Source organism: Hymenobacter algoricola, from assembly GCF_039539525.1.
Lineage (GTDB): Bacteria > Bacteroidota > Bacteroidia > Cytophagales > Hymenobacteraceae > Hymenobacter > Hymenobacter algoricola.
In genome coordinates this window covers 24,474-49,934 of sequence record NZ_BAABDH010000113.1, presented here as the reverse complement: position 1 = coordinate 49,934, position 25,461 = coordinate 24,474, and the positions used below count along the sequence as shown (strand labels likewise).

The window sequence follows — 25,461 nt, the reverse complement described above, 5'->3', positions numbered from 1 at the left end:
AGAGTATTTCAAACTTTCAATAAAAAATGAAAGTTTATTTTTGCCGGTCAGTTTTCCCTTTCCTCGGATACCTTTAGCCGAAACTGCTGACCTATTCCCGGCCCTGTTTCCTGCCATTTCACTCAGCTCCTGTTACCTGTTGACTAGTGAGTGCCAATCTTCTCCTTTTGCCTGACGATGTCAGTCCCGCCCAGCGGCAAGAACAGGAGCGGGCACGCTGGAATCACTACCTGCTCGACCCTATCTGGCGCCGCACCCGCTTCAATGCGGCACCCAATATGCTGCCCGTGGAAACGATGCAGACCCGCCGCGCCGGTACGGCCCTGGACGTGAACGTGGGCGAGGGCCGCAACGCGCTGTACCTGGCCCAACAGGGGTGGCGGGTTACGGGAATTGACATTGCCGACAAGGCCCTGGCTTTCGCTCAGCAACAGGCCCGGCAACTGGGAGTCAGTCTTACCACCGTGGAGCAGGACGTGAATGCGTTCGATTGGGGCATTAATCAATGGGACCTGCTACTGCTCTGCTACGCGGATGAGAGTATGCACGTAGGGCAGGTACACGCTGCCCTCAAGCCCGGCGGACTACTCGTGTTCGAGAATCTTCACGCCGACATCAACCAAAGCCGCGGTAATAAGCCGGGCGAAGCCATTGGCTTTGTCAGCGAGGAGCTGAAAGACAACTATGCCGCGGCCGGCTTTCAGATCCTTCGCTACGAAGAACCTATTGGTCCGGCAGATTTTTCGCTAGAAACGCACCGGCTGGTGCGGCTGGTAGCGCAGAAGCCATTCTCAAAAGAGGCTTGATGAGCAGAAAGCCCATCTGCTCATTCCCCAGGCCTGAGGAATGAGCAGATGGGCTTTCCGGGGTTTGCGGCAATACTTCCGACGCCGTCTAAATCAGCTGGCAGGCATCGATTTCCATTTCGCGCATCTTGCGGATAAACTCCTTGGGCTCGATGCGGTAGCGGCGGGAATAGGTGTCGACGGCGAGGTGCTCGTGGGGCTCGGCGAACTTGATTTCGAGCTTCTTGGAGCCCGGGGCGCTTTCCACGGCTTCCATGAAGCGGTCCATGAAGGGCTCGGTGATGGTGCGCAGGTCGAGCTGGACGCGGACGCCGTTGGCCAGCTTCTCGGCCACGTGAAACAGGGGCTCCATGGTCATTACCTTGAACTCGAACTGGTCGGAGTCGCGGAAGCGCTGCTGGTACTTGCCGCGGATGAACATGGGCGGTACCTGCTCCTTGTCGTAGTTGCGGGGGTTGATGATGCTGGAAAACTTGGTGTAGTCGTCGCGGAACAGGGCCAGGTTGAGGCTGGACTCGTAGTCTTCCACGTTGAACGACACGAAGGGCTGGCCGGTCTTGGTGGTCTTGAACAGCACGTTGGAAATCAGCCCGGCCACGGTCACGTCGCGGTTCTTGTACGTCTCAATCTTATCCAGCCCGCAGGTGCAGTAGGAGTCGATTTCGAGCTTGAAGTCGTCGAGCGGGTGGCCGGAGAGGTAGAAGCCCACGATTTCCTTTTCGCGGCGCAGCTTCTCGGTGGGGCTCCAGGGCTCCAGGTCGTGAATCTTGGGCATCGGGATGCTCATCTCGCCGCCCCCGCCGCCAAAGAGGCTCTGCTGGGCCGATTCCTTGGCCGCCTGGTGCTGCTGGCCCACCTTCATGGCCTTCTCGATGAGGTTCTGGTCGCCGGTAGGAGCCTCCAGAAACTGGCGGCGGTGGTAGCGCTCAAACGAGTCGAAGGCACCGGCCTGGGCCATGCTCTCGAAGGTTTTCTTGTTCACGGCCCGCAGGTTGACGCGGCGGGCAAAGTCGAAGATGTCGGCGTAGTGGCCGCCCTTGTCGCGCTCCTGCACGATTTCCTCCACGGCGGCCTCGCCCGAGCCCTTCATGGCCGCCATGCCGAAGCGGATCTGGCCCTGGGCATTCACGTTGAACTTGAGGATGGATTCGTTCACGTCGGGACCCAGCACGGCCACGCCCTGCTTGCGGGCTTCCTCGATGAAGAACGTCACCTTCTTGATGTCGCCCATGTTGTTGGTCAGCACGGCGGCCATGTACTCGGCCGGGTAGTGGGCCTTGAGGTAGCCGGTCTGGTAGGCCACCACCGAGTAGGCGGCGGAGTGGGAGCGGTTGAAGCCGTAGGCCGCAAACTTCTCCATCACGTCGAACACGTCGTTGGCCTTCTTGGCCACAATGCCGTGCAGCTTTTTGGCACCCTCGCAGAATTTCTCCCGCTCCTGGGCCATCTTCTTCATGTCCTTCTTGCCCATGGCCCGGCGCAGCAGGTCGGCGCCGCCCAGGGAGTAGCCGGCCAGGATCTGGGCCGTCTGCATGATCTGCTCCTGGTACACCATGATGCCCTGGGAGTAGTTCAGGATCGGCTCCAGCAGCTCGTGCGGGTACTCTACCACCTCGCGGCCGTGCTTGCGGTTGATGAAGTTCGGAATGAACTGCATCGGGCCCGGCCGGTACAGGGCGTTCATGGCAATCAGGTCCTCGATGTTGGTGGGCTTGAGGTCCTTGAGGTACATGCGCATGCCCTCGCTCTCGAACTGGAACGTGCCGATGGTGTCGCCGCGCTGGTAGAGCTCGTAGGTCTTGAGGTCGTCAATCGGGATTTCGTCGATGTCGATTTTGACGCCGTGGTTGCGCTCAATCAGGTTGATGGCATCGACGATGATGGTCAGGGTTTTGAGGCCCAGAAAGTCCATTTTCAGCATCCCCGCACTCTCAATCACCTTGCCGTCGAACTGGGTGATGAGCAGGTCCGAGTCCTTGGAGGTGGAGACGGGAATGTACTTGGTGATGTCGTCCGGGGCGATGATGACGCCGGCGGCGTGGATGCCGGTGTTGCGCACTGACCCTTCGAGCTGGGTGGCCAGGCGCAGGATGTGGCCGCGCAGGTTGTCGGGCGCATCGTCGCGGCGGATGGAGTCCAGCTCCTGGTTTTCGGCAAAGGCCTTGGCCAGGGTGGTGCCCACCTGCTCGGGCACCATCTTCACCAGGTCGTTGGCCAGCTGCAGGGGCAGCTCCATAGCCCGCGACACGTCTTTAATCGACGATTTGGCGGCCATGGTGCCGAAGGTGATAATCTGGGCCACCTGGGTCTTGCCGTACTTATTCACCACGTAGTCGATGACTTTCTGGCGGTTCACGTCGTCGAAGTCGATGTCGATATCGGGCATCGACACCCGCTCCGGGTTCAGGAAACGTTCGAACAGCAGCGAGTACTTAATCGGGTCGATGTTGGTGATGCCCACGCAGTAGGCCACCGCCGAGCCCGCCGCCGAGCCCCGGCCCGGCCCCACGGCCACGCCGATGCTGCGGCCGTGGTTGATGAAGTCCTGGGTGATGAGGAAGTAGCCGGCAAAGCCCATCGTCTCAATCACGCGCAGCTCGTAGTCCAGGCGCTCCTCGATTTCGGGGGTGCGGTCGGAGTAGCGGCATTTCGGGCCTTCAAAAGCGCCCTTGTAGGTGAGGTGGCGCAGAAAGGCGTCGGCGGTGGGATGCTCGGGCGGGAGGGGGAAGTTGGGGAGCAGGATGTCGCGCTGCAGCTTGGGCGGCGTGATTTTATCCACAATTTCGTTCGTGTTGTCCACGCTTTCCGGCACGTCGGCGAACAGCGCGTTCATCTCGGCCTGGGTCTTGAAGTAGAACTGGTCGTTGGCGAAGCCGAAGCGGGCCCGGGGCTTGGGGCTCTGGGCTTCCTCGTCGATGCGCTGGAGCTGGCGGCGGATAAAGGAATCCTGGCCGGCCAGGGGCCGCAGGTTGTCGATGTGGTCGTAGTGAACCTTGCTGTCCTGGGAAATCAGGCGGAAATACTGGGTCTGGAAGTCGCCGACCGGGATGCTGTGCTCCTCGCCGGTGTTCACGCAGAGCAGGATGTCGTGGGGCGCGAAGTCGGTCTGGTCGACGTAGTGGGAGTCGTTGGTGCAGATGACTTTCACGTTGTACTTGCGGGCCAGGTTCAGCAGCACCTGGTTCACGTCTTCCTGGCTTTTGCCGGTGCCGTCGAAATTCATCAGCCCGTGGCGCTGGATTTCGATGTAGTAGTCATCCTCGAATACATCCAGCCACCACTTGAGCAGCTCCTCGGCCCTGGCCTCGCTCTGAAACAGGATAGCCTGCGGAAGCTCGGCCCCGATGCAGCAGCTGGTGGCAATCAGGCCCTTGTGGTACTTGAGCAGCAGCTCCTTGTCGATGCGGGGAAACTTGCTGTACACGCCCTCGATGAAGCTCATCGAGCAGAGCTTGCTCAGGTTGTGGTAGCCGGCCTGATCCTTGGCCAGCAGCAGCTGGTGGTAGCGCTTGTCCCGCTCGCCTTTTTCGCGGCTGAAGGCCTTTTTGTGGCGGTCTTCCACCATGTAGAACTCGCAGCCCACGATGGGCTTCACGTTGTACTTGTTGGCCTCGGCCACGAAGTTGAACGCCCCGAACATGTTGCCGTGGTCGGTCAGCGCCACGGCGGGCATCCCGTCGGCCTGCGCCTTCTTCATGAGCCCGGCAATGCTGGCCTGACCATCGAGCAGGGAGTACTGGGTGTGGGAGTGCAGGTGCGAGAAGACGGGCATGGGCGGGGCACGGCGCAGGGGTGATGACAGCGGAACCGATAAGTAAAGTTACCGCCGAAACAGCGGGCGGGAAAGAGTGAGCGGCAAAGGATTTTTGCGTATTGACAGCAGAAGGCCAGCTACGGGAGCCGTCCTTTTTTGCCTGGTAAAATTGCGCTTTGCCGGGTGTAGGACTAGTTAGCCAACGCTTTGAGCGCAGCCAGGCTGGTGAGCTGGGCCTCGTCGAAGCGGCGGAAGGCATACTCCAGGGCGGGGTTGCGCTGGCGGCGGCCCGTCATTTGGGTAGCCGCGCTGCTGGCCAGGATGGCCTGCAGGTCAGTAGTCCAGGCCGAGGTTTGCAGGCGGGTCCGGGCTTTTTGGCGGTCAGCGGCGCTCAGGCTTTTGTACAGCTGTCCGGCCTCGGGCAGCAGGCTCTTTTTGCGGGCCGTGAATTCGGTGATGGTGCTGCTGAGCAGGGCAATGGCCCGGCCGTCGCTGGGGGCCCGGTACACTTCACGCAGCCGCTGGTTGAGGTCGGTGAAGTACTGGTTGACGCGGCCTTCCACGCTGGCATCGAAGCGGGCAGGGGCCGGTTTGCCGGCGGCCAGCCTGGTTTGGGCCCAAAGAGGCGGGGTCAGCAGCAGACCGGCAGCAAGCAGAAGGTATTTCATGGCGGTGGTGATAAGAAATGTCTGCTGACCAGACGGCAACGCCAGCTGCTTTGGTTCCGGCGCGGCCCCGACCCGGTCGACGCCGAAGGGGCCGGCGTAGCGGGGAGGGCGGCGCAGATGATTTCGGCGGCCAGCACACTGGAGGTAGTAACGTGGCCGTCATAGCCCAGGCCCGCAGGAAATCCTTACGCTGGCCGACGTAAGGCAGGCTGTCGGCGGTTTCGCCGAAGACGCCCCAGGCAAAGTCGCGGGTGAGGGGAATCGGCTGGTCGAACAGCGCCCGGAACTGCTTTTCCAGCGTGTCGGCCTTGGTTTCGGACAGGATATTCTGAAAGGTAAGCTGCCTGATGACCTCGGCGCGGCTCCCAACATGATGCGGCCGGCAGAGGTGCGGCGGGTGCAGAGGTAGGGGCGGGCCGGGGGCAGAATCATGGGAGAAACCGGAAAGGCCAACGGAAGTACGCGCGCCTGACTCTACTGGTGGGCACGGTAAATTAAAGGCGCCGTTGGTAAGCCGGGCAGCAAACCCGGGGAACTAGTTACCTTGTGCCTCGTTGATTGAACATTAGTGGCCTGCCGATTCTTTACAGGGGCGGGTACTGCAGGCGCCGGCTGGCGTTGTCCTCCCCCTCAATTCTGCCATTTCGCGGCCGTCAGGCGGGTATGGCAGAATACTCATCAGTAGTGGGCAACGTGAAAAGCCCGGACTTGCCCATGAAACACCTTGCCGCCTGCACCGACCCGGAGTATACCGCCGTCGAAAACCCCTCCCGCCTCGATTCCTTTTTCCTGAAGTATATCCAGGACAAGCGGGACCTGCCCTTCGCCTACCTTACCCTGAAGATATCCGTCACGCTGCTGCCGCTGGCCGTGCTGCTGTTTGTGCCGGCCCTGACGGGCTGGCTGTGGTGGGCGGTGCTGGCCGTGTACATGGGCCTGAGCAATGCCCGCTTCCGGGGGCCGTACGGGCTGATGCAGCACTGCACCAGCCACCGGGTGTTTTTCAGGAAGAAGTACGGCTACCTCAACCACTACCTGCCCTGGGTGATCGGGCCGCTGTTTGGGCAGACGCCGGAAACCTACTTCACCCACCACCTGGGCATGCACCACCCGGAGAATAACCTGCCCGACGACGAAAGCTCCACCATGTTCTTTCAGCGCGACTCGCTGCGGAGCTTTCTGCACTACCTCGGCGACTTTTTCGTGCGCGGCCTGCCCAACCTGGCGCGCTACCTGCACAGCCGCAACAAGCTCACCCTGCGCCACCGTCTCATGCGCGGCGAGCTGGTGTACCTGGTCGTCACCTTCGGGCTCTGCTTCGTGAACCTGCCCGCCACGCTGGCCGTGTTCGTGTTTCCGGTGATTATGGGCCGGGTGGTGATGATGCTCGGCAACTGGAGCCAGCACGCCTTTATTGCGGCCGAAACGCCGGACAACTGCTACACCAACAGCGTGACCTGCATCAACACCAACTACAACCACAAGTGCTGGAACGACGGCTACCACATCAGTCACCACCTGAAGCCGGCCATGCACTGGACTGAGCACCCGGGCCACTTCCGGCAGAACCTGGCGCAGTACGCCCAGAACGAGGCCATCGTCTTCGACGGCATCCACTTCCTGCACATCTTCGCCTACCTGATGACCAAGCGCTACGACCTGCTGGCGAAGAACTTCGTGAGCCTGGACGGGCGCTACGCCGATGACGCGGCCGTGATAGCGCTGCTAAAGTCCCGTACCCGGCGCATCCGCCGGCCGGTGCAGCTGGCCCAGGCGGCCTAGCCTGCCGCGGGACCCGGCCGGACATAAACACAAAAAAGGGCGCCCGCCGGGCGCCCTTTTTTGTGTTTATGTCCGGCCGGGTGGCCAGTAAGTCGGGCAAGGCTACTGCGGGGCGCTGAGCACCAGGATTTCCCCGATCCGGACGGCGTCATTCTGCTTGCTGTTCCAGGTGCGGAGCTGGGCCGGCGTTACGCCGTACTGCCGGCAGATGCCGAACAGCGTGTCGCCCTTCTGCACCGTATGGCGGGCCGCCGCAGCGGCCGCCGGCGCCGGGGCGGGCGGGGCAGTCGTCGGCTGAGGACGGCCGGGGGCTTTGGGGGCCGTCACGGCGCCGGCGGGGGGCGCCGTGCGGACTTTGGCGGGGGCGAAGACGATGGTGCCCACCGGCTCGGCCGCCGCGGGGGCGGGAGGGGCTACTTTGGCCGTCCCCGCAAAGCCGGAGGCGTGCAGCCGCTCGGCGGCCACCTTCAGCTCGGGGTGCTTGGCCGCGCGGGCGTCGAAGCCGCGCACCTGCGGACTGCGCATCAGGGTTTGCAGCTCGATCTGCCAGGGCTGCTGGCGCAGGCGCTGGGCCAGCAGCAGCTGCTGCTCCCGGGGCAGGCTGGCCGTGTAGCGGCTCAGGCGCTGGTTGAGCCCGGGTATCTCCACCAGTGCCGCGTCGATGAGCTGGGCGGCCCGGGCGTCGTTGGGCTCAAAGTAGATGCCGCGCAGCTGCCGCACGCTGGACTGAACCAGCGTGGCCATCACCCGGACGGAGTCATCGGAAAGGGCCGGGACGGGAACCGGCTGCTGGGCCTGGGCGGCGGGGGCGGCCGTGAGCAGGGCGGCGCCCAGCAGGGAGCCGCAAAAAAAGAAGCGCATAAAAAACGAAACGGGTAATAGAAACTTACTTGGCCGGCGTGATGGTCAGCACTTCCCCGGGCTTCACGTTGAAGTCCGCTTTGCTGTTCCACTCCATGATCTGCTTGATGGTAACGCCATACCGGCGCGAAATGCCATACATCGACTCGCCCACGGCCACTTTATGCTGCACGGTTGCCGGCAGGGCCGGGTCGGCGGCGGCCGCCATAGGTTTGGCCGCAGCTGCCGCCTCAGCGGGGGCCGCTACGCGCAGGCTCTGGCCCAAGCGCAGCGACGGATTGGCGGGCAGGTTGTTCCAGGCAATCAGGTCGGCGGGGCGCAGACCGTAGCGGCGGGCCACGGCGTAGAGGCTCTCACTCTTCTGCACGATGTGCAGGCCGCTGGCCGGTACCGGCTCCGTGGCCGGGGCGGCGGGCGGCGGCGGCACCGGGCGTGGGGCGGGCAGCGGGGCCGGGGCCGGCGGAGCGGCGGCGGCCGGGGCTTTCACCACTTCCTGGACCCGGACGGGCGCTTCCGGACGGACCGGAGCCGCTTTGGCCGGCGCCGGCGGGCTTACGGGAGTCGCGGGGGCGGGCTTGCTGAGGGGCGCTGCCGCAACGGGCTCGGACTCGTCATTGGGCTCATCGGCAATGGCGGAGGCGGTGGGCAGTATCTTTCTGGCGGGCTGCAGGGTGGGTGCGGCCCGGTCGGCAGCGGAGGCGACGGGTGCGGGGCGGGTGGTGGCCTTCGGGGTCCGGGGCGCGGCAGGCAGCTCGTTGAGGTTGTCCAGGTGCTCGTCGGTGGCGCGGGCCGTCTGGGTGACGGTGGAGGTGGTCGTGGTGGTCATCACCGAGTCGGCTTCCCCGGCGTCCTCGATGATGCGGGAGTCGGCGGCGGTGCGGCCGGTGTAGGGCTCGGCCTCATCCTTGGCTTTCACCTTGACCACCTTCTTGCGCTCGGGCGCTGCAGCGGCTACCGGGGCGGCGGCGGGCCGCTCGAAGGCGGCGACGGTGCCGGCATCCTGCCCCGGGGCGTACTCGATGGCTACTTCCCGGGGGCGGGTGTGCTGCAGCCACAGAATGCGGCCCGTGCGCAGCTCCTCGTTGCGGGGCATGCGGTTCTTGCTCCAGATGGCTTTGGCGCGCACCCCGTACTTCTGCGAAATGGTGGCCACACTCTCGCCGGGCTGGGCAATGTGGTACTCCACGGCGGCCTTATCCCGCTTTTTCTGCACGAAGTAGGGCTGGCCCACCACGATGTTGTCGAAGGGAAACAGGTCGTTGAGCTGCATGAACTTGCGCACCTTCAGCCCGGCCCGCTGGGCCATGGTTTCCTTGGTGTCGCCGGGCAGGGCAATAACGGCCCGCAGGCCATTGACCTGCACAAACTCGGCGTTCTGCGGGTCGGCCACGGGCGCATGAATCAGCTGGGTGGCGGCGGTGGTCTTCTGCAGGGCCGCCAGGGCCGTCAGCTGAATCGGGTCGGTGATGGGCACCAGCACGGTGTAGGCCTTATCGGCCGGCACCACCGTGTTGGGCAGCAGCCAGCGGTTGTGCCGGGCCAGCTCGGTGGGGTCGGTTTGCAGGGCCGTGGCCATCGTGGCCAGGGGCTGCCCCACCGGGGCCGGAAACTCCTGCAGCAGCAGGGCCGGCCGGGGGTTCTGGCCGCACACGGGCTCGTAGGCCACCTTGTGGGCCAGAAAGGTGAGCAGGTAAGGGTGGGTCTGCTCCGAAATCTCCATTTCGGTGGCGTTGAAGTCGGTGGGCAGGGTGTAGGGCTTGGCGCCGGTCAGCCCCAGGTTGTAGCTGAGCAGGGAGGTGAGCCAGTTGTGAAACGTGGCGTTGCTGCGTAGAAAATACTTGGCCGCCGCCCGCGAGGCTACCACAATGTGCTTACGCTCATCCACCACGTCGTTGACCAGCACGCCCAGCTCCGTAGCTGACCCGCGCTTGAACTGCCAGTAGCCCACCGCGTCGTGAATCGACTGGGCATCGCCCTGCAGGCCGCTTTCCTGGAGCACGAGGTAGCGGAAGTCCAGCGGCAGGCCCTCGGCCTGGAAGGTGCGGTCAATCAGCGGGAAATAGGCATCGGCCAGCGCCACGCGGGCCTGGAAGGAAGCCGGGTGGCTGCGCAGGGCATCGGCCTTCTGCTGCACGGCCCGGCGGCCGCCTTCGGTGAGGCGCAGGTGCAGGCCGGCAAAATAAAGGTCGCTGGGGACGGCGGCATGCTGGGCCGCCGCCAGCAGCGGCAGCACACAGAGCAGCGTGAGCAAAAGTCGTTTCATACTGGGCAAGGCCGCGTGCCGGGGCTCAAGGCTGAGGCTAACCCGTTTTCGGCCGTTACAAAGTAGGCGAAAAATCGGGGGATGCGGGCAGCCAAGGCCCGGAAGTATATCGTAGCCGGCTGGAGCGCAGGCGCTGTGACAACTTTAGCTGTGACAATATTTTTTGTCACAGCTAAAGTTGTCACAAACCAGAGCCGGTGGAAAAGGTGCAAGGTGCCCCGGGCACATGGGACCGACTGGGGGACGCTTGGGTTAGGCCGCACCGGACGGAGTGGCAAGCTGCCGACGGGCGGCTCCGCTGCCCCGGAGCGCCGACCCGGAGCTCTAGCCGCCGAACCCGCCGCCGCCGCCGCCGGGCCGGTTGCCGCCGCCGCCGGGCGGGCCGAAGCGCCGCTCGCCGCCTTCCCGGGGCACATCGGCGGGGCCGGCGCCGCTGAAGCTGCGCAGGTTGTAGGTAAACATGAGCATCAGGTAGCGCTGCAGGATGTTGGTGCGCACGTCCTCGGTGTAGGCGTCGGTGATGCTGCGGCTGATGCTGTTGTTCTGGCCCAGCAGGTCGAAGGCGTAGAGCTTGAGCTCCCCCTGCTGCTTGGCAAAGAGCTTTTTGCCCAGGCTGGCATTCCAGAGCACGTAGCTCTGGTTGAAGCCCGCCGTCAGGCCCCGGTAGGCCACGTGGTTCACGTCGGACTGCAGGGTGATGCCCCGCACCAGAATCCAGTTCAGCCGTAGCGTGCTGGTCTGGCGGAAGTAGTTGCTGTTGTTCTGGCTCAGCAGCGTGTTGCGGGCGTAGGTCTGGCTGGAGTTCGACGAGAGCGTGAAGTCCAGCTCGGGGCTGATGTTGGAGCTCAGCACCGCGCCCAGCCCGAGGCTGGGGGCGCGGTTGTAGTTGAGCCCCTGGTTCACGATGCCCGGCGTCTGGGAGAAGGTGGCGTTGGCGTTCAGGTTCAGGTTCGACTTGATGACCTTCAGCGGCAGGGTATAGTTGGCAAAGGAGCGCAGCGAGTACTGCTTATTCAGGTTTACGGGCCGGGTAATCTGGCCGCCGGCGGGCACGGTCACGCCGCCAAAGTCCTGGGCCCGCTGCAGCACGGTGGTGCTGTTGCCGATGTAGTTGTCGGTATAGGAGCCGCCGATCAGGGCAAAGAAGGAGCGCGACGTTTCGGGCTGGGCGGCAGAGTAGCGCAGAAACAGGTTGTGGGAGAATTCCTGCACCAGGTTGGGGTTGCCGGTGCGGATCTGGAGCTGGTTGGAGTTGTTGACCACTTCCTGCAGCTGGCTGATGCTGGGGTTCTGGGTGCGCATGTTGTAGTTGAGGCGCAGGTTCTGCTGGCGCGAAAACTTATACTGCAGCTGGGCGTTGGGCAGCACGTTGTAGAAAGTGCGCCGGGTGGTCAGGTCGCGGGGGAAGGTCTGCTCGTTGTGCAGCTGGGCCTGCTGCACGGCGGCACCCACGGCCCACTCCACCTTCTCGAACTGGTAGCGGTAGGTCAGGCCCGCCGAGTTCGTGAGGTAGTTGCTGCGAAACACGTTGCTGAGCGCGTCGTTGGGCGTGCGCCGCCCGTCGAGCTGGTCGAAGGTGCGCTTGTCGGAGTCGTTGGGGGCGTAGGACACCGTGTAGTTGGCCTGCAGCTGGGCCTTGAGGCTGAGCGGCTCGGTGTAGTTGGCACTCCCGTTCCAGTTCCAGCCCAGCTGGTCGAGGCGGGAGTACTGGTCGGTGGCGCTGGTGTCGGCGCGCACGAAGTCGTAGTTCCGGGAGGTGAGGTAGTTGTCGGCGTTGCGGCGGTTGTAGGTGGTATTGACGCCCAGCGAGAAGGTGCGGCCCCGCCGGGCAAACCGGTGGCGGTACAGCACCTGGTTGGTGAGCGTGATGCCGTCCTGGGCCGAGGTATAGCGGCTGTTGTTCAGGCTCTGGATGGTCTGGGGCTCGTCGGAGGAGCCGGCCAGGAAGGTGCGGCCGTCGAGGCTGCTGTTGCTCGTGTTGCGCTGCAGGGTGAAGCGCGGCTGCCAGAGCACCGAGTTGACCGTGTCGAACTTGTGCTCCAGGCGCAGGTTGAAGCGGTGGTTGATGTTGCGGCCCGTGGCGTCGGAGTTTTCGTCGTAGCCGAGCTTGCGGCCCTGCTCCAGCACGTTATAGAGCCGGTTGGTGCTGGTCTGGGTGGTGTTGTCGCTCAGGTTGAAGAAGTAGCTGGCCTGCACGTCGGTTTTCTTGCGCCAGGTATCGGAGTAGTTCAGGCCCACGGCGTGGGTGGTGGAAATGCCGCCGGTCTGGTTGACCAGGAAGTTGCCGGCCGCGCCGCCCTGCTGGCCGCCGCCCTGCTGCCCGCCCGGCCGTCCGCCGCCCGGCCGCCCGCCCCCGCGGGCCCCGCCGCCGCCCTGGGCCGAGGTGCCGATGACGCCCAGCAGGTCCTCGGTGCCGAAGTTCTGCTCGTTCACGTTGTTGGACTGCGCCACCACGGACAGGCGCTGGGTGCCCTTGAAGGAGTTCAGGTTGCCGCTCAGGCGGTACTTGCCGCTGCTCAGGCTGTTGAGGTGGTCGGGGCCGTAGCCGGCCAGCAGCCGCCCAAACTGCCCGTTGCGGAAGGCGGGCTTGGTGGTGATGTTGATGGTTTTCTCGGTGTTGCCGTCGTTGAAGCCGGTGAACTGCGACTGGTCGCTGCGGCGGTCAAACACCTGGATTTTGTCGATGGCTTCGGCGGGCAGGTTTTTGAGCACGGCATCCGGGTCGGAGCCGAAAAACTCCTTGCCATCCACCAGAATGCGCTGCACCTGCTCGCCCTGGGCCTGCACCTTGCCGTCGGTCACGACCACGCCGGGCAGCTTGGTAATCAGGTCCTGGGCGCTGGCGTCGGGGTTGGTTTTGAAGGCGCGCGAGTCGAACTGGGTGGTGTCGCCCTTCTGCACCGAGGCGGCGGCCTGCCCTACTACCTCCACGCCCTTCAGGGCCACGGCCCCGCCGCTCTGCAGCGCCACGGCGCCCAGGCTCAGCGACTGGCTGTTCAGCTCCAGCGTCCGCCGCAGGGTGGTGTAGCCCAGAAACGAAACGGACAGCACGTAGCGGCCCGTCGTCAGGCCCTCAAAGGCAAAGGCACCCTGCCCGTCGGCCGCCGTACCCTGGCGCACCGAGTCGGGCAGCTGAATGAGCAGCACGTTGGAGCCAATGAGCGGAGCCTGGTCCTTGCCATCCACAATCCGGCCCCGCACCGATAAATTCTGAGCCAGGGCCCCGGAAAACGAACACACGCAGAATAGCAGCCACAGTGCTTTCCTCATAACAACCAACTTTGAAGGATACATAACGCGGTTAGACGCGGGGCCAACGGGAATGTTCAAGCGCTGACAAAGGAATCCGGGGAGTGGCTGCCGGCGTTAGCGCTTGCGCACCAGCAGCAGCCCGTCGCGCAGGGGCAGAAACACATTCTCCACCCGGGAATCCTGCTGCACCAGGTCGTTGAAGGCCCGCACCGCGTGGGCATCCTTATCGGAGGGCTTAAGCAGGCAGGAGGGCAGGACCTTGCCGCTCCACAGCACGTTGTCGATCAGGATAAAGCCGCCGGGCCGCACCCGGGGCAGCACCAGCTCATAGTACACCGCGTTGTTGATTTTGTCGGCATCGATAAACACCAGGTCCCAGGCGGGGCCGGGCAGCGCCGTCACCACGGCCGCCGCGTCGCCGATGTGCAGGTGTACCCGGGCGGTGAGGCCCGCCGCGGCCACGTAGCGCCGGATCCGGTCTTCCTGCTCGGGGTTTTGCTCTACCGTGTGCAGCTCGCCGCCGGGCTGCAGGCCCTCGGCCAGGCACAGGGCCGAGTAGCCGGTGAAGGTGCCCAGCTCCAGCACGCGGGCGGGGCGCACCATGTGGCTGATCATGCTCAGCAGGCGACCCTGCAGCTGGCCCGAGAGCATGCGGGGCGCCAGCACCTGCACGTGAGTTTCGCGGTTGAGGCGGCGCAGCAGGTCGGTTTCGGGGCTGGTGTGGGCCTCGGCGTAGGTTTGAAGTTCGTCGTCGTTGAGTGGCACGGGCAGAAGAGGCAGGACGGGACAAAGGTACCGCGCCGGGCGCTACCCGGCCGCGCCGGCCCACCGCTGCCGGAAAAGCGCGGCCGCGGTCAGCAGTCCTACCAGCGCCGCACTCATGCCCGTCACGACCAGGGAGCTGACACTGAAGGGCCAGATGTGCGCCGAAATCTTGGCAAACGGTCCCCACAGCAGCGCCGGGCCCGCGGCCGTCACCAGCCAGAACTTCAGCCGGACGCTCGGGGGCACGCCGGCCCGCTCGGGGAAGGTGGGCAGCTGCAGCAGGTAGCCCAGGATGACCAGCAGGCCCAGCAGGGTGCTGCCCAGCTGCAGCCAGGTGTAGATCGGGAAGCTGCCGTGGAGCAGGTGCAGCGGCACTTGCAGGGCCGGCCAGCGCAGCACCACGAAGCCATCCTCGTGGGTGAAGGCATCCCAGAACAGGTGCGACACCGTGCCTACGAGGCCACCCAGCAGCACCGGCGCGGATACAGCCCGCCGGAGCGGCCAGGGTGGCCGGGTGAGGGGGCCGAGGCGGCGGCGCAGCAAGGCGGGCAGGCAGGCCGCCAAAGGTTGCTTCACCAGGCTATGGAATAAGGCGGTAAACAGGATAATCAGCGGCAAATCCAGCCAGAAAATACCGGCCAGCGTGTGCCCGTAGATGCCGTCGGGGCGCAGGCGCAGGAAGTACTCGAAGTCGGGTGCCATGGCGCCCAGCACCAGCCCCGTGGCCGACAGCCACCGCCGGCAGGGACGGAGCAAAGGCAGAATCAGGGCCGGGTGGGCGGGGGTGAAAGGCACGGGTAGGGAGAAAGGCGGGCCTAATAATACCGCAAAAAAGCCGCCTGCGCGACCTGGGAGCCGCCGCGTACCACTGCCGGATTGCCCTGAGCTGGCTGCTGCCCCACTCGCCCAACATCCTGCTCATTCCCGGCACTTCCCAGGTCCGGCACCTGGGCGGAAAACCGGAAAGCCGCCGCCATCCGGTTTTCCGCCCAGGGTACGGCAACGCTGAACGGCATCAGCCCGGCGTAGTCTGCCTCGAATCTGTCTGTCATCCTGAGCAGCGCGAAGGACCTTCGTCAGCGTAAAGCGCAAGCTTTGTGAAATGAGCAAAGCCCTTTTCCGCTGGCGCGGGAAAGGGCTTTGGGTTCTGAAAAGTGTTGGTAGACAGAAAGAGGAAGGTCCTTCGCAGGCGTACGTCAGATGAAGGATGACAGCCGTCTAAAAGGCCTGAGCAGAAACAACCACACCTTGAAGCCGGACTTGCCCGGGCCATACCGGGAGTCGACCACGGTATAGAGCCCTTCGTACCGATAGACTTCGCCGCGTACCTCGTCGGTAACCTTGCGCAGGACGCGCACCGGCCAGCCTGTGTTCAGGCTTTTCAGGAAAGCTCGGTTGCGGCTGGTCAGGGTTTGGTCGGCTACCTGCCGGCCGGACTTAGCATCGCGCCCACCGTGGCCGGTGTACCAGATTTCGGCTTCGGTAAAGACGTCGTCCTCGTACTGGTCGGCCAGCACAATGGAGTCCACGCCTTCGGCCTGGGCCCCGCTCACGCCACTGCGCGGCGGCGGGTGTATCCGCGTAAGGCTCATGTCCAGCCGTCCGGCAAATAAGTCGCCGGGTCGGTAGCCGCCTACGTGGCCAAAAATCCGTTGCGCCATCCTGCTACTCGGGCAGATACTGCAGCACGCTCAGGTTGTCCTCGTGCAGCACCTCGTTGGCCAGGTCGCCCAGCTGGGCGGCCGTAATCTGCCGGATCTGGGCGAAGATTTCATTGATGGATTCCACGCGGCCCAGGTCCAGGGTGCTTTTGCCCAGCAGCTGCATCAGGCCGCCGTTGCTTTCCTCGGCCATGGCCAGCTGGCCCATCAGCTGCTCCTTGGCCGTGTGCAGCTGGCTGGTGCCGAGCGGCTTTTCGCGCAGCAGCTTCAGCTCTTTCTGCACCAGCCCGATGGTACGCTTCACCTGGTTTTTCTCGGTGCCGAAGTAAATGCCGAACAGGCCCGTGTCGGTGTAGGGGCTGTAGGTCGAGTCGATGGAGTACACCAGGCCGTGCTTTTCGCGCACGCCCAGGTTCAGGCGCGAGTTCATGCCGGGGCCGCCGAGGATGTTGTTCAGCATAAAGAACGGCACCCGCCGCTCGTCCCGGATGGCGTAGGCCGGGCCCCCGATCAGGCAGTGGGCCTGGGTGATGGGCCGGCGCTCCAGCTGCTCGGTGCGCTGGTAGTTGGCAAACGGGGTGCGGGGCCGCGGGCCCAGCCGGGCCGGCAGCGGGGCCAGGTACTTGTCGGCCAGCTTCTTCACCTCCGCGAAGGGCAGGTTGCTCACCGAGGAAAACGCCAGCTGGTCGGTGCGCACGTTTTCGGCCAGAAACTGCCGGAAGTCGGCCTGCTGGAAGTCGGTCACGCTCTGGCGGGTGCCCAGAATGTTGTGGCCCAAAGAGTGCTGCCCGTACACGACCGTGTCGAATTCGTCGATGATGGCATCTTCGGGGGCATCCTGGTACATGCTCATCTCCTCCAGAATCACGGTGCGCTCCTTCTCGATTTCGCGCTCCGGAAATACGGAGTGAAAGGTCAGGTCGGTGAGCAGCTCGAAGGCCCGCTCGAAGTGGGTGCTGAGCAGGGAGGCGTAAAAGCAGATTTTTTCCTTGGTGGTGTAGGCGTTCAGCTCGCCGCCCACCGTTTCCAGCCGGTTCAGGATGTGGAAGGAGCGGCGCTTCTCGGTGCCCTTAAAAGCCATGTGCTCCCAGAAATGGGCCAGTCCCTGCTGGTGGGGCTGCTCGTCGCGGGAGCCAATGTCGAGCAGAAAGCCACAGTGCGCAATCTTGGTGTGGGGCACCTGTTTGTGCAGCAGCCGGATGCCGTTGGGATATTCGTGAAAATCGTATTCAGACATTGAGTGGGGTCTTGGGGTCTTGGGGACGTAGGGTCTTGGAATCCAAAGTCCCGGCCCGGTATAACCGGCCAGCCGGTAGGTAGTTGCAAAGGTACGACGAGGTAGCTGTCATTGCGCGGAGGCACAACGAAGCAACCCGTCCCGGGCAATGAGTGAAGCCTCGGTCCCCCATAAAGCCCCGCCATCGGCTTTGTATTGAGGCTTTGGGGGTTAGCCGGGCCTTTCACATTTCAGCGGACGGATTGCTTCGGCTCTGCTTGATGCGCAGAATGCTCGCCATGGCAAGTTTAGCCAGCCGCTACCTCCGCCTCAACCAGCGCGGCCAGCAGCTGGCTCGTTTCGATGCCGTGGGCGCAGTGAAAGTGGCCGAGCGGGCACTTGCGGTAGCCGTGCAGCCCGCAGGGCCGGCACTCCAGCTCGGCGGCCAGCTCCACCACCCGCGAAAACGGGCTGAGCGGCCCGAACCCGAAATACGGCACCGTGGAGCAGTACACGGCGCAGGTGGGCGCCCCCTGGGCCGAGCACAGGTGCATGGGCGCCGAGTCGTTGACGTAGTTCAGCACCGCGCCCCGCATCAGGGCCGCCGAAGCCAGCAACGACAGCTTACCCGCCAGATTCACCACGCCCGCCCGGCCGCTGTCGGTGAGCAGCTGGGCGCAGCCCGCCACGTCGGGCGGCCCGCCGATGAGAAACACGGGGTAGTGGGGCGGCAGGGCGCGCAGCAGCTTCACCCACTGCTGCTGGGGAAACTGCTTGGTAAACCACACCGACGTGGGCGCAATGCAGACGTACGGCCCGCCGTGAGCGGCGCCAGCGGCCTGGGCCGCCGCGGCCTCATCGGCGGGAGTGGGGTAGAGGCGGGGCGGGGTGAGGGGCAGCTCGGCGGCCGGGTCGAGCAGGTGCAGGTTGCGCGACACCTCGTGCACGCCGGCCCCGATAACGTGGGGCACAACGCGGGTGAAGCGGAAGGAAAACGGGTTCTTGTCGAAGCCCACCCGCTCCCGGGCGCCGGAAAAAGCCGTCAGGAAGCCGGTGGAGGCGAAGCGCTGCAGGGTGATGACCCGGTCGTAGCCCGCGCCGCGGATGTGCTGCAGCAGCTGCCACAGGCCGGGGTACTTGTCTTTTTTCTTGTCCCAGATCAGCACCTGCCGCACGTGGGGGTGGTTTTTGAGCAGCCCCTCATTGCCTTTGCGCACCAGAAAGTCGACGGGCGTGCCGGGTTCGGTGTGGTGCAGGCGCTCCAGCAGGGCCGTCGCCAGAATCACGTCGCCGATAAAGGCGGTCTGAATCAGCAGGACGGCGCGGGAGGCGGAGGGGGCAGCGGGCATGGGCGGGAGCAAAGGCCCCAAAACTACGCAGGCCGGTGGGTTAATGGTAGCGCAGCGCGGTTTATCGGCCGGCAAAGGCCCCGGGCGTGCTGCCGGGCTTTCTTTTAACTTGCAGCTCCCCCCGCGCCCGCCGCGTCCCTTGTCTTTCACCTCCAAGCCCCTTCTATGCGCTACGGTCCCATCTCGCCCGATCTGTTCGTTCAGAACCGCCGCAACTTCGTCCAGCAGCTGCCGCCCGCCTCGCTGGCTATCTTCCACTCCAACGACGTGATGCCGACCAATGCCGACGGCCACATGGCCTTCCGCCAGAACAACGACCTGTTCTACCTGTCGGGCGTGGATCAGGAGGAAAGCATCCTGGTGGTTTTTCCCGATGCCAAGCTGCCCCAGCACCGCGAAATCCTGTTTCTGAAGGAAACCAGCGACCATATCCTGGTCTGGGAAGGCTACAAGCTGACCAAGGACCAGGCCCGGGCCCAAACCGGCATTGCCACCATCCTGTGGCTCGACTCCTTTCAGCAGGTGCTGCCCGCGCTCATGAACGAGGCCGAAAACGTGTACCTCAACGCCAACGAGCACATCCGGGCGGTGGTGGAGGTAGAAACCCGCGACGCTCGCCTGGGCAAGGAGCTGCGGGCCCGGTATCCGCTGCACCAGTACCGGCGCGTGGCGCCCCTGATGCACCAGCTGCGGGCCATCAAGAGCTCGGAGGAAATCCGGCTGATGCAGGAAGCGGCCAACATCACCGAAAAGGCCTTCCGCCGCCTGCTGGGCTTTGTGCAGCCCGGCGTGTGGGAATACGAGATTGAAGCCGAGCTCTACCACGAGTTTCTGCGCAGCCGCAGCCGCGGGCCGGCCTACGGCAGCATCATTGCCTCGGGCGCCAATGCCTGCATCCTGCACTACGTGAGCAACGACATGCAGTGCCAGGACGGCGACGTGATGCTGCTGGACTTCGGCGCCGAATATGCCAACTACGCCGCCGACCTGTCGCGCTCCATTCCCGTGAACGGCACGTTTACCAAGCGGCAGCGCGCCGTGTACAAAGCCGTGCTGCGGGTGATGAAGTTTGCCACCTCCCGCCTCGTGGCCGGCAACAACATCGAAGAATACCACGCCGAAGTAGGCCGCACCATGGAGCAGGAGCTGATCGGGCTCGACCTGCTCAACGCCAGCGACGTACAGCACCAGGACCCCGCCGCCCCGCTCTACAAAAAGTACTTCATGCACGGCACCAGCCACTACCTCGGCCTCGACGTGCACGACGTGGGCGCCAAGTACCGCACCTTCGAGCCGGGCATGGTGTATACCTGCGAGCCGGGCATCTACATCCCGGCCGAAGGACTGGGCATCCGCCTCGAAAACGACGTGCTCATCACCCGCTCCCAGCCCGAGGATCTGATGAAGAACATTCCGCTCGAAGCCGACGACATCGAGCGGCTGATGCGCGAAGCCCGACGCTAGGCTACCGGGAAGCAGCCAACAAAAAAGAGGTTCTGCCCGGGGCAGAACCTCTTTTTTGTTGGGCCTCACACCAGCTTTACCGGCCGATTTCGTTTTTTACCTTAGGCAGAAACTTAATCAGCTGCTGCAGCTGCTCCTGGGTGAAGTTGCCGGAAATGGCTACCAGCATAAACGATTCGGGCGCGCCCTCCACGTTGCCGGTGGCCACTACTTCCTGCACCTGGTCGCCCTGCTGGCGGGCCGAGTAGCGCAGCACGGCCGTCCCCGTTTCGGTGACTGGCACGGGCGTGTACCGCTCACTGGCCAGCAGGCCGTCGACTTCCTTGTTGAGGCCCTCGGCCACCAGCGCGCGGGAGCTGCCCGTGGTGGGCGCAAAGGTGAGCACCTTCACGCTGCGCACGGCCGACAGGGCCTGGGTAACGGAGTTGTCGCCGCCCAGGCTGCCGACTTTCAGCAGCAGCAGCCGGGCCGTGAGCCCCGCCGACCAGTCGGTGACGTTGAAGCCGGAGCGGCCTTCGTATTTGCGAAAAAACTGGTCGACCGTTTTGGCGGGCTGGCCCGGGCCGGTGCTGCGGCAGCTGCTGGCGGCCAGCAGGGCGGTTACGAGCAGCAGGGTTAAAAAGCGGATTTTCATGGCGTGCAGAGAAGGGGAAAGTGCGAAGATTTCTCCTTTACGCAGATCCGGCCCCGCCGTTCGGCTCATTCAAAGGCTATGGCATTCAGAAAAAATACTTCCCGGTCGGTGCCCTGCTCCACGCGCACGTGCTGGTAGCCGTAGGCCAGCAGGCGGTTGCCGTACCACGCCACCATGCCCGCGTTGCTGGTCGAGGTCGGCCGCTCGGCGGGCATGGTCAGCGACGTTTTGAGCGGCACGCTCAGGTCGTTGGGGGAAGTCACGGTGCGGTCAACAACCTTGTAGTGAATGTCGTCGTCATCGAGGTAGGCCAGGGCCAGGCGCTGCCCATCGGGCAGCGGGCACAGGCGCACGGTGGGCAGCAGCTCACTCTGCTGCATGTCTTTCAGCACGAAGGTATTGTCCCAGAGCAAGGCGCCGTGCCGGTCGAAGCCGCACACGATGGCCTGGGTGGTGGTGTAGCCATCGAAGCCCCGGGTGGAGTTCATAAACCGGGTGTAGCCGTAGCCGTAGCCATTGAACCGGTAGTGCGGGTAATACACTTCGGCCACCAGCACGTAGCCGTTCTGAAACGGTACCAGGTCGTGCATCAGCAGGCGGTAGTGGAGGCGGAACTGGCCCGCCGCCCGCCGCCGGGTGCCCCGTTGCCGGAACCGGGCCTCGCGGGCCGGGTGCATGAAGTCGAAGAAGTGCTTGAAGTTGAAAAAGTCGTAGAAGCGCAGCGACTCGCGCGAGCCGGTTGGGGTGACGCCCGCGGCCAGGTCGGTGGCAAACAGGCCCTGGGAATAGCGTGGGTCGCGCAGAGTGTAAGTGCCGGTGAGCAGCCGCTCGGTTGTGTCGCCGGGGCTCATCTGGGCCGTGAGCAGGCCCCGGTCGCTGGCCGCCTGCACGTACTCGGTGCGCAGCAGCTGGCCCTGGGGGGAGAGCTGCTTGACCTGCAGGCGCGACTTGACCCCGTTGGTCTGGCTCACCACAAACTTGGCCCGCTGGCTGACGGAGTCGGCCAGGAAGGTAAGCTGAGCCGGAATTTCCTCGTACACGGAGGGCAGAAACTGCTGCTGGCCCGTGCGCAGGTTCAGCAGCAGCACCGTCACGTGCTGCTCGACCTGCACCGTAACGAACAGGTTGCCGGCCAGAGCCTTGAGCTCGTAGATGTCGCGGCTGCTTTTGGTGTCGAAGGAAGTAGTGAGGATTTCGCCGGTCCGGCTGTTCAGGGCCGCCGTCCAGAGGCGCTGCTCGCGCAGGTTGTCCTGAAACAGGGCATACACCATGGGCTCTTCGGCACAGATGGCGGCAAAGTCATAGCCTTCGGGTACGTCCAGCTGCTTTATCCAGCTGAGCTGCAGCTTCCGGTCCAGCTTCTGAAACGACACCTGGCTGCGCCGTGCCCCTGTGTTTTCCTTTTCTACCAGCAGCACGGCGCTGCTGTCTTCGGGCAGAACCTGCACGTGAACTTCACTGGTAAACTGTTCCAGGGCAAGCTCCAGGCGCAGGGGCTGCGCCGGCGCATTGGCCGGCGGCTGAAGCAGGCGTGCCCGGCGCTGGGCCAGGCTGGGGCCCGGCCCCACCAGCCACAGCAGCAGGAGAGCGAGTAAGGCGTGTTTCATAGCAGGAGAAGCCATATACCGGATGGCGCCTAGTAAGATACGACGAAGCCGCGGCAAAGTCAGCGCGACCCAGCTACAAACAGCGGCCGCGGGCCGGGAGCCGGCTAGCTGCCCAGCTCCAGAATAGTATCAAACTCCTCGGGCCGCAGCGGCATCACCGACAGCCGCGACTGGCGCAGCAGGCCAATCTGGGTCAGGCGGGCATCCTGCTTGATCTGAGCCAGGCTGACGGGCCGGGGCAGCGGCTGCTGCGGGCGTAGGGCCACGGCCACCCAGCCGCTGCCGGTTTCGGCGGTGGCATCGGCAGCCGCGGCGGCGGCTACCCGGGCAATGCCGACCACGGTTTTGTCGGTTACACTGTGGTAAAACAGCACCAGGTCGCCGGGGTGCATCTGCTGCAGGTAGTTGCGGGCCTGAAAGTTGCGCACGCCGGTCCAGTCGGTGCCGCCGTCACGGGTGAAATCAGCCCAGGAATACGCCCCGGGCTCCGATTTTACGAGCCAGTAATTCATGGGCGCAAGCTACGCAGGAAAACGCGGCCGCTACGGCAGGATCTGCACGCGCAGCACGTCGTCCTGCACCGAAATCAGGTGCAGCGTATAAGTGCTTGGCTCGTGGTTGGGCGTGATGCGAAACAGGTCGGGGCCCGTGGTGAGCCAGCGGCCCGGCACGGTGGTCTGGCCATCGGTGGGGCTGGCCTGGTAGCCGGTAAACACGTTGCCGGCATCGAACTGAAACCCGAACCGGGGGCGGGACACGGCGAAGGCGTAGGTCTGGGTGCGAAACACTTTCGTGTTGGTGCCCGGCTGCTCTTCCTCGTAGGATTCCAGCCACAGGCGGCCCAGAATCCGGGACTGAACCGTGGTTGGAGCCGGCAGGGTGGCTTCTTTCTGGCAGCCGGTAGTCAGCAGGGCCAGGGCGGTCAGCCCGGCAAGGAAAAGGCGCATAGCGTAAACGAACAGGGAGGGAGAATATAAAATAGCGAGTATAGCGGCCGGCCGAAGGTTGCACGCGGGGCTCCCGCGCGGCTTTTACTCCACGCGCCGCACCTTGAGCACGTCCTTGTCGAGGGACACGATTTCGAGCTGATAATCCGGGTCGCGCTTGTCGTCGAGGGTGATGCTGACTCTGGTGCTGCCGTCGGCTTTCCACTGCCCCTTGCGGCCTTCCAGGCCATCGGTGGGGGCAATGTCGAACTGGGTAAACAAGCCGTTGTGGTCGAACTGGAAGCCCGTGCGGCCCCGGGCCGGCGGGAAGGCGTAGGTGTTGGGGCGGTACACGCGCACGTCGCCCTGGTCTTCTTCCTGGGAGTGCAGCCAGGTGCGTTCAAGCTGTTTCATCTGGGGGGAGGTGGCAGCCGCAGCGGCTGAGGAGCGCGGGTCGGGGGTGCAGGTACCGGCCAGCAGAAACGGGCTCAGGCAAGCCAACAGCAGAAACAAACGCATAAGGCAGAACGCAGAAAGTGGGGCAAAACCAGGACCTGGTCCATCCGTGGACCGTAGCAGCGAATGTACGACATTGGCCCGTACCTTTGCCGCCCGCCCCCTTTTGGGTTTTTAGGTAATGGTTATTGGTTTATGGCCGCCGTCCATAGAGCAGGAGCCAAAAGCCAGTAGCCAAAAATCAATGGACAACCGCGCCCTTATTCGTGCCTTCCGCCTCACCGCGTCGCTCATGGAGCTGCACGACGAAAACCCGTTCAAGATCCGGGCCTACGAAGGCACCGCCGCCGTGCTGGAACGCCTCGAAAGACCCGTGGCCGACATGGACCGCACCGGCCTGCCCGACCGCACCGGCCTGAGCAAAACGGCCGCCGCCAAAGTGGCCGAGCTGCTCGATACCGGCACCTTCGCCGAATTGCAGCAGCTGCTCGATACCACCCCGGCCGGCGTGGTCGAAATGCTCGGCATCAAAGGCATCGGCCCCAAGAAAATCCGCTCCTTGTGGCGGGAGCTGGGACTGGAAAGCATCGGGCAGCTGCGGGAGGCGGCCGAAAACGACGAGGTGAGCAAGCTCAAGGGCTTCGGCAAAAAGACCCAGGACATGATTCTGGCGGCCCTGGAATTCAACCAGGAAAGCCGGGGCAAGCTGCTCTACCCCCAGGCCGAAACCCTGGCCAACGACCTGGCCGGGCCCCTGCGGGAGGCGCTGCAAACCGAGCAGGTGGCCGTGGCCGGCGAGGTGCGCCGCCGCCTCGAAACCGTGGAAACCGTGCGGCTGGTAGCCGCTACCGCCCGGCCCTGGCAGGCCCACGAGCGGCTCAACACCATGGAAGACCTCACCGCCGACCCGGCCCGCTCCGGCCCGCTGGCCTGGCGCGGCACCGCAACGGCCTCGGGCGTGAAGGTGGAAGTGAATCTGGTGAGCCAGGAGGATTTCGTTAATCAGCTGTTTTTGCTCACGGCCACCGAAACCCACCTGAGCGAGCCGCTGGGCGGGGCCGTGGGCTCTTTGCGGCAGCTGGTGCAGCGGGAGCGATTTTACCAGGAAGACGCCATCTACCGGAAAGCGGGCCTGCAGTACGTGGAGCCCGAGCTGCGCGAGGGCCTGGGCGAGCTAGCGCTGGCGAAGGAGCAGAAGCTGCCCCGGCTTATTGAGGACACCGACCTGCGCGGCTCCCTGCACAACCACAGCACCTACTCCGACGGCAACCACACGCTGCGGCAGATGGCCGAGTTCCTGCGCGACCAGGGCTACGAGTACCTCGGCATCTGCGACCATTCGCAGGCCGCGCACTACGCCAACGGCCTGCCCCTCGAGCGGGTCCGGCAGCAGCAGCGCGAAATCGACCAGCTCAACCAGGAGCTGGCGCCCTTCCGCATCTTCAAGGGCATCGAAAGCGACATTCTCTCCGACGGCGGCCTCGACTATGCGCCCGCCGTGCTCGAAAGCTTCGACTTCATCGTGGCCTCGGTACACAGCAATCTGCGCATGGATGAGCGCAAAGCCACCGAGCGGCTGCTGCGGGCCATTGCCAACCCCTACACTACCATGCTCGGCCACCCCACCGGCCGCCTGCTGCTGCGCCGCGAAGGCTACCCGATCAACCACAAGGCCATCATCGACGCCTGCGCCCAGCACAACGTTATCATCGAAATCAACTCCAACCCCTGGCGCCTCGACCTGGACTGGCGCTGGGTGCGCTACGCCCTCGACCAGGGCGTGCAGCTCAGCATCAACCCCGACGCCCACCACACCGACGGCTACGCCGACATGCGCTACGGCGTGATGATGGGCCGCAAAGGGGGGCTGACCAAGGACATGACCTTCAACGCGCTGAGCGCCGGGGAAATGGCGGCCTACTTCGACCGGCGCAAAGCGGCAATCAAGCCGCCTCTGGAGTTTAAAGACTCCCTGTTCGGGTAAAATGGCGCGGCCG

19 protein-coding genes are annotated in these 25,461 nt (G+C 64.4%); 4 read left to right on the top strand and 15 right to left on the bottom strand.

What is annotated here, in order from left to right:
* Positions 1 to 167: 167 nt before the first annotated feature.
* Entirely contained in the window at positions 168 to 806 is a 639-nt protein-coding gene (locus tag ABD842_RS20270) for a class I SAM-dependent methyltransferase (protein WP_345117860.1), read from the top strand.
* Positions 807 to 894: 88 nt separating this feature from the next.
* Here the strand turns inward: ABD842_RS20270 and dnaE are convergent, their stop codons facing one another.
* Together dnaE and ABD842_RS20260 are read right to left on the bottom strand one after the other, a co-directional pair.
* A complete protein-coding gene (gene dnaE, locus ABD842_RS20265; protein ID WP_345117858.1) occupies positions 895 to 4,578 on the bottom strand; it encodes a DNA polymerase III subunit alpha in 3,684 nt (1,227 codons plus the stop codon).
* Between the two features lie 173 nt (positions 4,579 to 4,751).
* On the bottom strand, positions 4,752 to 5,228 hold the full coding sequence (locus tag ABD842_RS20260) for a hypothetical protein (RefSeq protein WP_345117856.1): 477 nt from the start codon (positions 5,226 to 5,228) through the stop codon (positions 4,752 to 4,754).
* 714 nt (positions 5,229 to 5,942) lie between these two features.
* Here ABD842_RS20260 and ABD842_RS20255 point away from each other — a divergent pair.
* Positions 5,943 to 7,010 carry a fatty acid desaturase family protein gene (locus tag ABD842_RS20255; RefSeq protein ID WP_345117854.1) on the top strand — a complete coding sequence of 356 codons (1,068 nt, stop codon included), beginning with the start codon at positions 5,943 to 5,945 and terminating at the stop codon, positions 7,008 to 7,010.
* A 102-nt stretch (positions 7,011 to 7,112) separates the two neighbouring features.
* Here the strand turns inward: ABD842_RS20255 and ABD842_RS20250 are convergent, their stop codons facing one another.
* The 8 genes from ABD842_RS20250 to ABD842_RS20215 all read right to left on the bottom strand — a co-directional run bounded on the left by ABD842_RS20250 (position 7,113) and on the right by ABD842_RS20215 (position 18,377).
* Complete coding sequence (locus tag ABD842_RS20250; protein WP_345117852.1) at positions 7,113 to 7,871, bottom strand: LysM peptidoglycan-binding domain-containing protein; 759 nt, start codon at positions 7,869 to 7,871, stop codon at positions 7,113 to 7,115.
* Positions 7,872 to 7,896: 25 nt separating this feature from the next.
* A complete protein-coding gene (locus tag ABD842_RS20245; protein WP_345117850.1) occupies positions 7,897 to 10,134 on the bottom strand; it encodes a LysM peptidoglycan-binding domain-containing protein in 2,238 nt (745 codons plus the stop codon).
* Between the two features lie 324 nt (positions 10,135 to 10,458).
* Positions 10,459 to 13,404 carry an outer membrane beta-barrel protein gene (locus ABD842_RS20240; RefSeq protein ID WP_345117848.1) on the bottom strand — a complete coding sequence of 982 codons (2,946 nt, stop codon included), beginning with the start codon at positions 13,402 to 13,404 and terminating at the stop codon, positions 10,459 to 10,461.
* Between the two features lie 96 nt (positions 13,405 to 13,500).
* Positions 13,501 to 14,151, bottom strand: a complete 651-nt coding sequence (locus ABD842_RS20235) for an O-methyltransferase (protein WP_345117846.1) — start codon at positions 14,149 to 14,151, stop codon at positions 13,501 to 13,503.
* A 42-nt stretch (positions 14,152 to 14,193) separates the two neighbouring features.
* The gene (locus ABD842_RS20230) at positions 14,194 to 14,946 is read right to left on the bottom strand and encodes a DUF4184 family protein (RefSeq protein ID WP_345117844.1); all 753 of its coding nucleotides are present in this window, start codon (positions 14,944 to 14,946) and stop codon (positions 14,194 to 14,196) included.
* 401 nt (positions 14,947 to 15,347) lie between these two features.
* The gene (locus ABD842_RS20225) at positions 15,348 to 15,812 is read right to left on the bottom strand and encodes a YDG/SRA domain-containing protein (protein ID WP_345117842.1); all 465 of its coding nucleotides are present in this window, start codon (positions 15,810 to 15,812) and stop codon (positions 15,348 to 15,350) included.
* A gap of 4 nt (positions 15,813 to 15,816) precedes the next feature.
* Positions 15,817 to 17,049, bottom strand: a complete 1,233-nt coding sequence (locus ABD842_RS20220; protein ID WP_345117840.1) for a M16 family metallopeptidase — start codon at positions 17,047 to 17,049, stop codon at positions 15,817 to 15,819.
* A 287-nt stretch (positions 17,050 to 17,336) separates the two neighbouring features.
* Positions 17,337 to 18,377: a glycosyltransferase family 9 protein gene (locus ABD842_RS20215; RefSeq protein WP_345117838.1), complete on the bottom strand. Its 1,041-nt coding sequence runs from the start codon at positions 18,375 to 18,377 to the stop codon at positions 17,337 to 17,339.
* Positions 18,378 to 18,542: 165 nt separating this feature from the next.
* Here ABD842_RS20215 and ABD842_RS20210 point away from each other — a divergent pair, with 165 nt between their 5' ends.
* Entirely contained in the window at positions 18,543 to 19,841 is a 1,299-nt protein-coding gene (locus ABD842_RS20210; protein ID WP_345117836.1) for an aminopeptidase P N-terminal domain-containing protein, read from the top strand.
* Between the two features lie 76 nt (positions 19,842 to 19,917).
* Here the strand turns inward: ABD842_RS20210 and ABD842_RS20205 are convergent, their stop codons facing one another.
* From ABD842_RS20205 to ABD842_RS20185, 5 genes are all read right to left on the bottom strand, one after another.
* On the bottom strand, positions 19,918 to 20,475 hold the full coding sequence (locus ABD842_RS20205) for a DUF4252 domain-containing protein (protein ID WP_345117834.1): 558 nt from the start codon (positions 20,473 to 20,475) through the stop codon (positions 19,918 to 19,920).
* A gap of 65 nt (positions 20,476 to 20,540) precedes the next feature.
* Positions 20,541 to 22,082, bottom strand: coding sequence for a hypothetical protein (locus tag ABD842_RS20200; RefSeq protein WP_345117832.1), 1,542 nt, complete (start codon positions 22,080 to 22,082; stop codon positions 20,541 to 20,543).
* A gap of 104 nt (positions 22,083 to 22,186) precedes the next feature.
* A complete protein-coding gene (locus tag ABD842_RS20195) occupies positions 22,187 to 22,594 on the bottom strand; it encodes an EVE domain-containing protein (protein WP_345117830.1) in 408 nt (135 codons plus the stop codon).
* Positions 22,595 to 22,624: 30 nt separating this feature from the next.
* Positions 22,625 to 23,029 carry a hypothetical protein gene (locus ABD842_RS20190; RefSeq protein ID WP_345117828.1) on the bottom strand — a complete coding sequence of 135 codons (405 nt, stop codon included), beginning with the start codon at positions 23,027 to 23,029 and terminating at the stop codon, positions 22,625 to 22,627.
* 84 nt (positions 23,030 to 23,113) lie between these two features.
* Positions 23,114 to 23,422, bottom strand: a complete 309-nt coding sequence (locus tag ABD842_RS20185) for a hypothetical protein (protein ID WP_345117826.1) — start codon at positions 23,420 to 23,422, stop codon at positions 23,114 to 23,116.
* 286 nt (positions 23,423 to 23,708) lie between these two features.
* Here ABD842_RS20185 and ABD842_RS20180 point away from each other — a divergent pair, with 286 nt between their 5' ends.
* Positions 23,709 to 25,448 carry a DNA polymerase/3'-5' exonuclease PolX gene (locus ABD842_RS20180; RefSeq protein WP_345117824.1) on the top strand — a complete coding sequence of 580 codons (1,740 nt, stop codon included), beginning with the start codon at positions 23,709 to 23,711 and terminating at the stop codon, positions 25,446 to 25,448.
* Positions 25,449 to 25,461 lie beyond the last annotated feature (13 nt).

What these genes read in the sequence shown, in the direction of transcription:
- ABD842_RS20240 (WP_345117848.1), bottom strand. Translation starts at nt 13,404, where the DNA reads ATGAGGAAAGCACTGTGGCTGCTATTCTGCGTGTGTTCGTTTTCCGGG.
- ABD842_RS20215 (WP_345117838.1), bottom strand. Translation starts at nt 18,377, where the DNA reads ATGCCCGCTGCCCCCTCCGCCTCCCGCGCCGTCCTGCTGATTCAGACC.
- ABD842_RS20245 (WP_345117850.1), bottom strand. Translation starts at nt 10,134, where the DNA reads ATGAAACGACTTTTGCTCACGCTGCTCTGTGTGCTGCCGCTGCTGGCG.
- ABD842_RS20220 (WP_345117840.1), bottom strand. Translation starts at nt 17,049, where the DNA reads ATGTCTGAATACGATTTTCACGAATATCCCAACGGCATCCGGCTGCTG.
- ABD842_RS20260 (WP_345117856.1), bottom strand. Translation starts at nt 5,228, where the DNA reads ATGAAATACCTTCTGCTTGCTGCCGGTCTGCTGCTGACCCCGCCTCTT.
- ABD842_RS20255 (WP_345117854.1), top strand. Translation starts at nt 5,943, where the DNA reads ATGAAACACCTTGCCGCCTGCACCGACCCGGAGTATACCGCCGTCGAA.
- ABD842_RS20250 (WP_345117852.1), bottom strand. Translation starts at nt 7,871, where the DNA reads ATGCGCTTCTTTTTTTGCGGCTCCCTGCTGGGCGCCGCCCTGCTCACG.
- dnaE (WP_345117858.1), bottom strand. Translation starts at nt 4,578, where the DNA reads ATGCCCGTCTTCTCGCACCTGCACTCCCACACCCAGTACTCCCTGCTC.
- ABD842_RS20195 (WP_345117830.1), bottom strand. Translation starts at nt 22,594, where the DNA reads ATGAATTACTGGCTCGTAAAATCGGAGCCCGGGGCGTATTCCTGGGCT.
- ABD842_RS20200 (WP_345117832.1), bottom strand. Translation starts at nt 22,082, where the DNA reads ATGAAACACGCCTTACTCGCTCTCCTGCTGCTGTGGCTGGTGGGGCCG.
- ABD842_RS20205 (WP_345117834.1), bottom strand. Translation starts at nt 20,475, where the DNA reads ATGAAAATCCGCTTTTTAACCCTGCTGCTCGTAACCGCCCTGCTGGCC.
- ABD842_RS20225 (WP_345117842.1), bottom strand. Translation starts at nt 15,812, where the DNA reads ATGGCGCAACGGATTTTTGGCCACGTAGGCGGCTACCGACCCGGCGAC.
- ABD842_RS20180 (WP_345117824.1), top strand. Translation starts at nt 23,709, where the DNA reads ATGGACAACCGCGCCCTTATTCGTGCCTTCCGCCTCACCGCGTCGCTC.
- ABD842_RS20185 (WP_345117826.1), bottom strand. Translation starts at nt 23,422, where the DNA reads ATGAAACAGCTTGAACGCACCTGGCTGCACTCCCAGGAAGAAGACCAG.
- ABD842_RS20190 (WP_345117828.1), bottom strand. Translation starts at nt 23,029, where the DNA reads ATGCGCCTTTTCCTTGCCGGGCTGACCGCCCTGGCCCTGCTGACTACC.
- ABD842_RS20210 (WP_345117836.1), top strand. Translation starts at nt 18,543, where the DNA reads ATGCGCTACGGTCCCATCTCGCCCGATCTGTTCGTTCAGAACCGCCGC.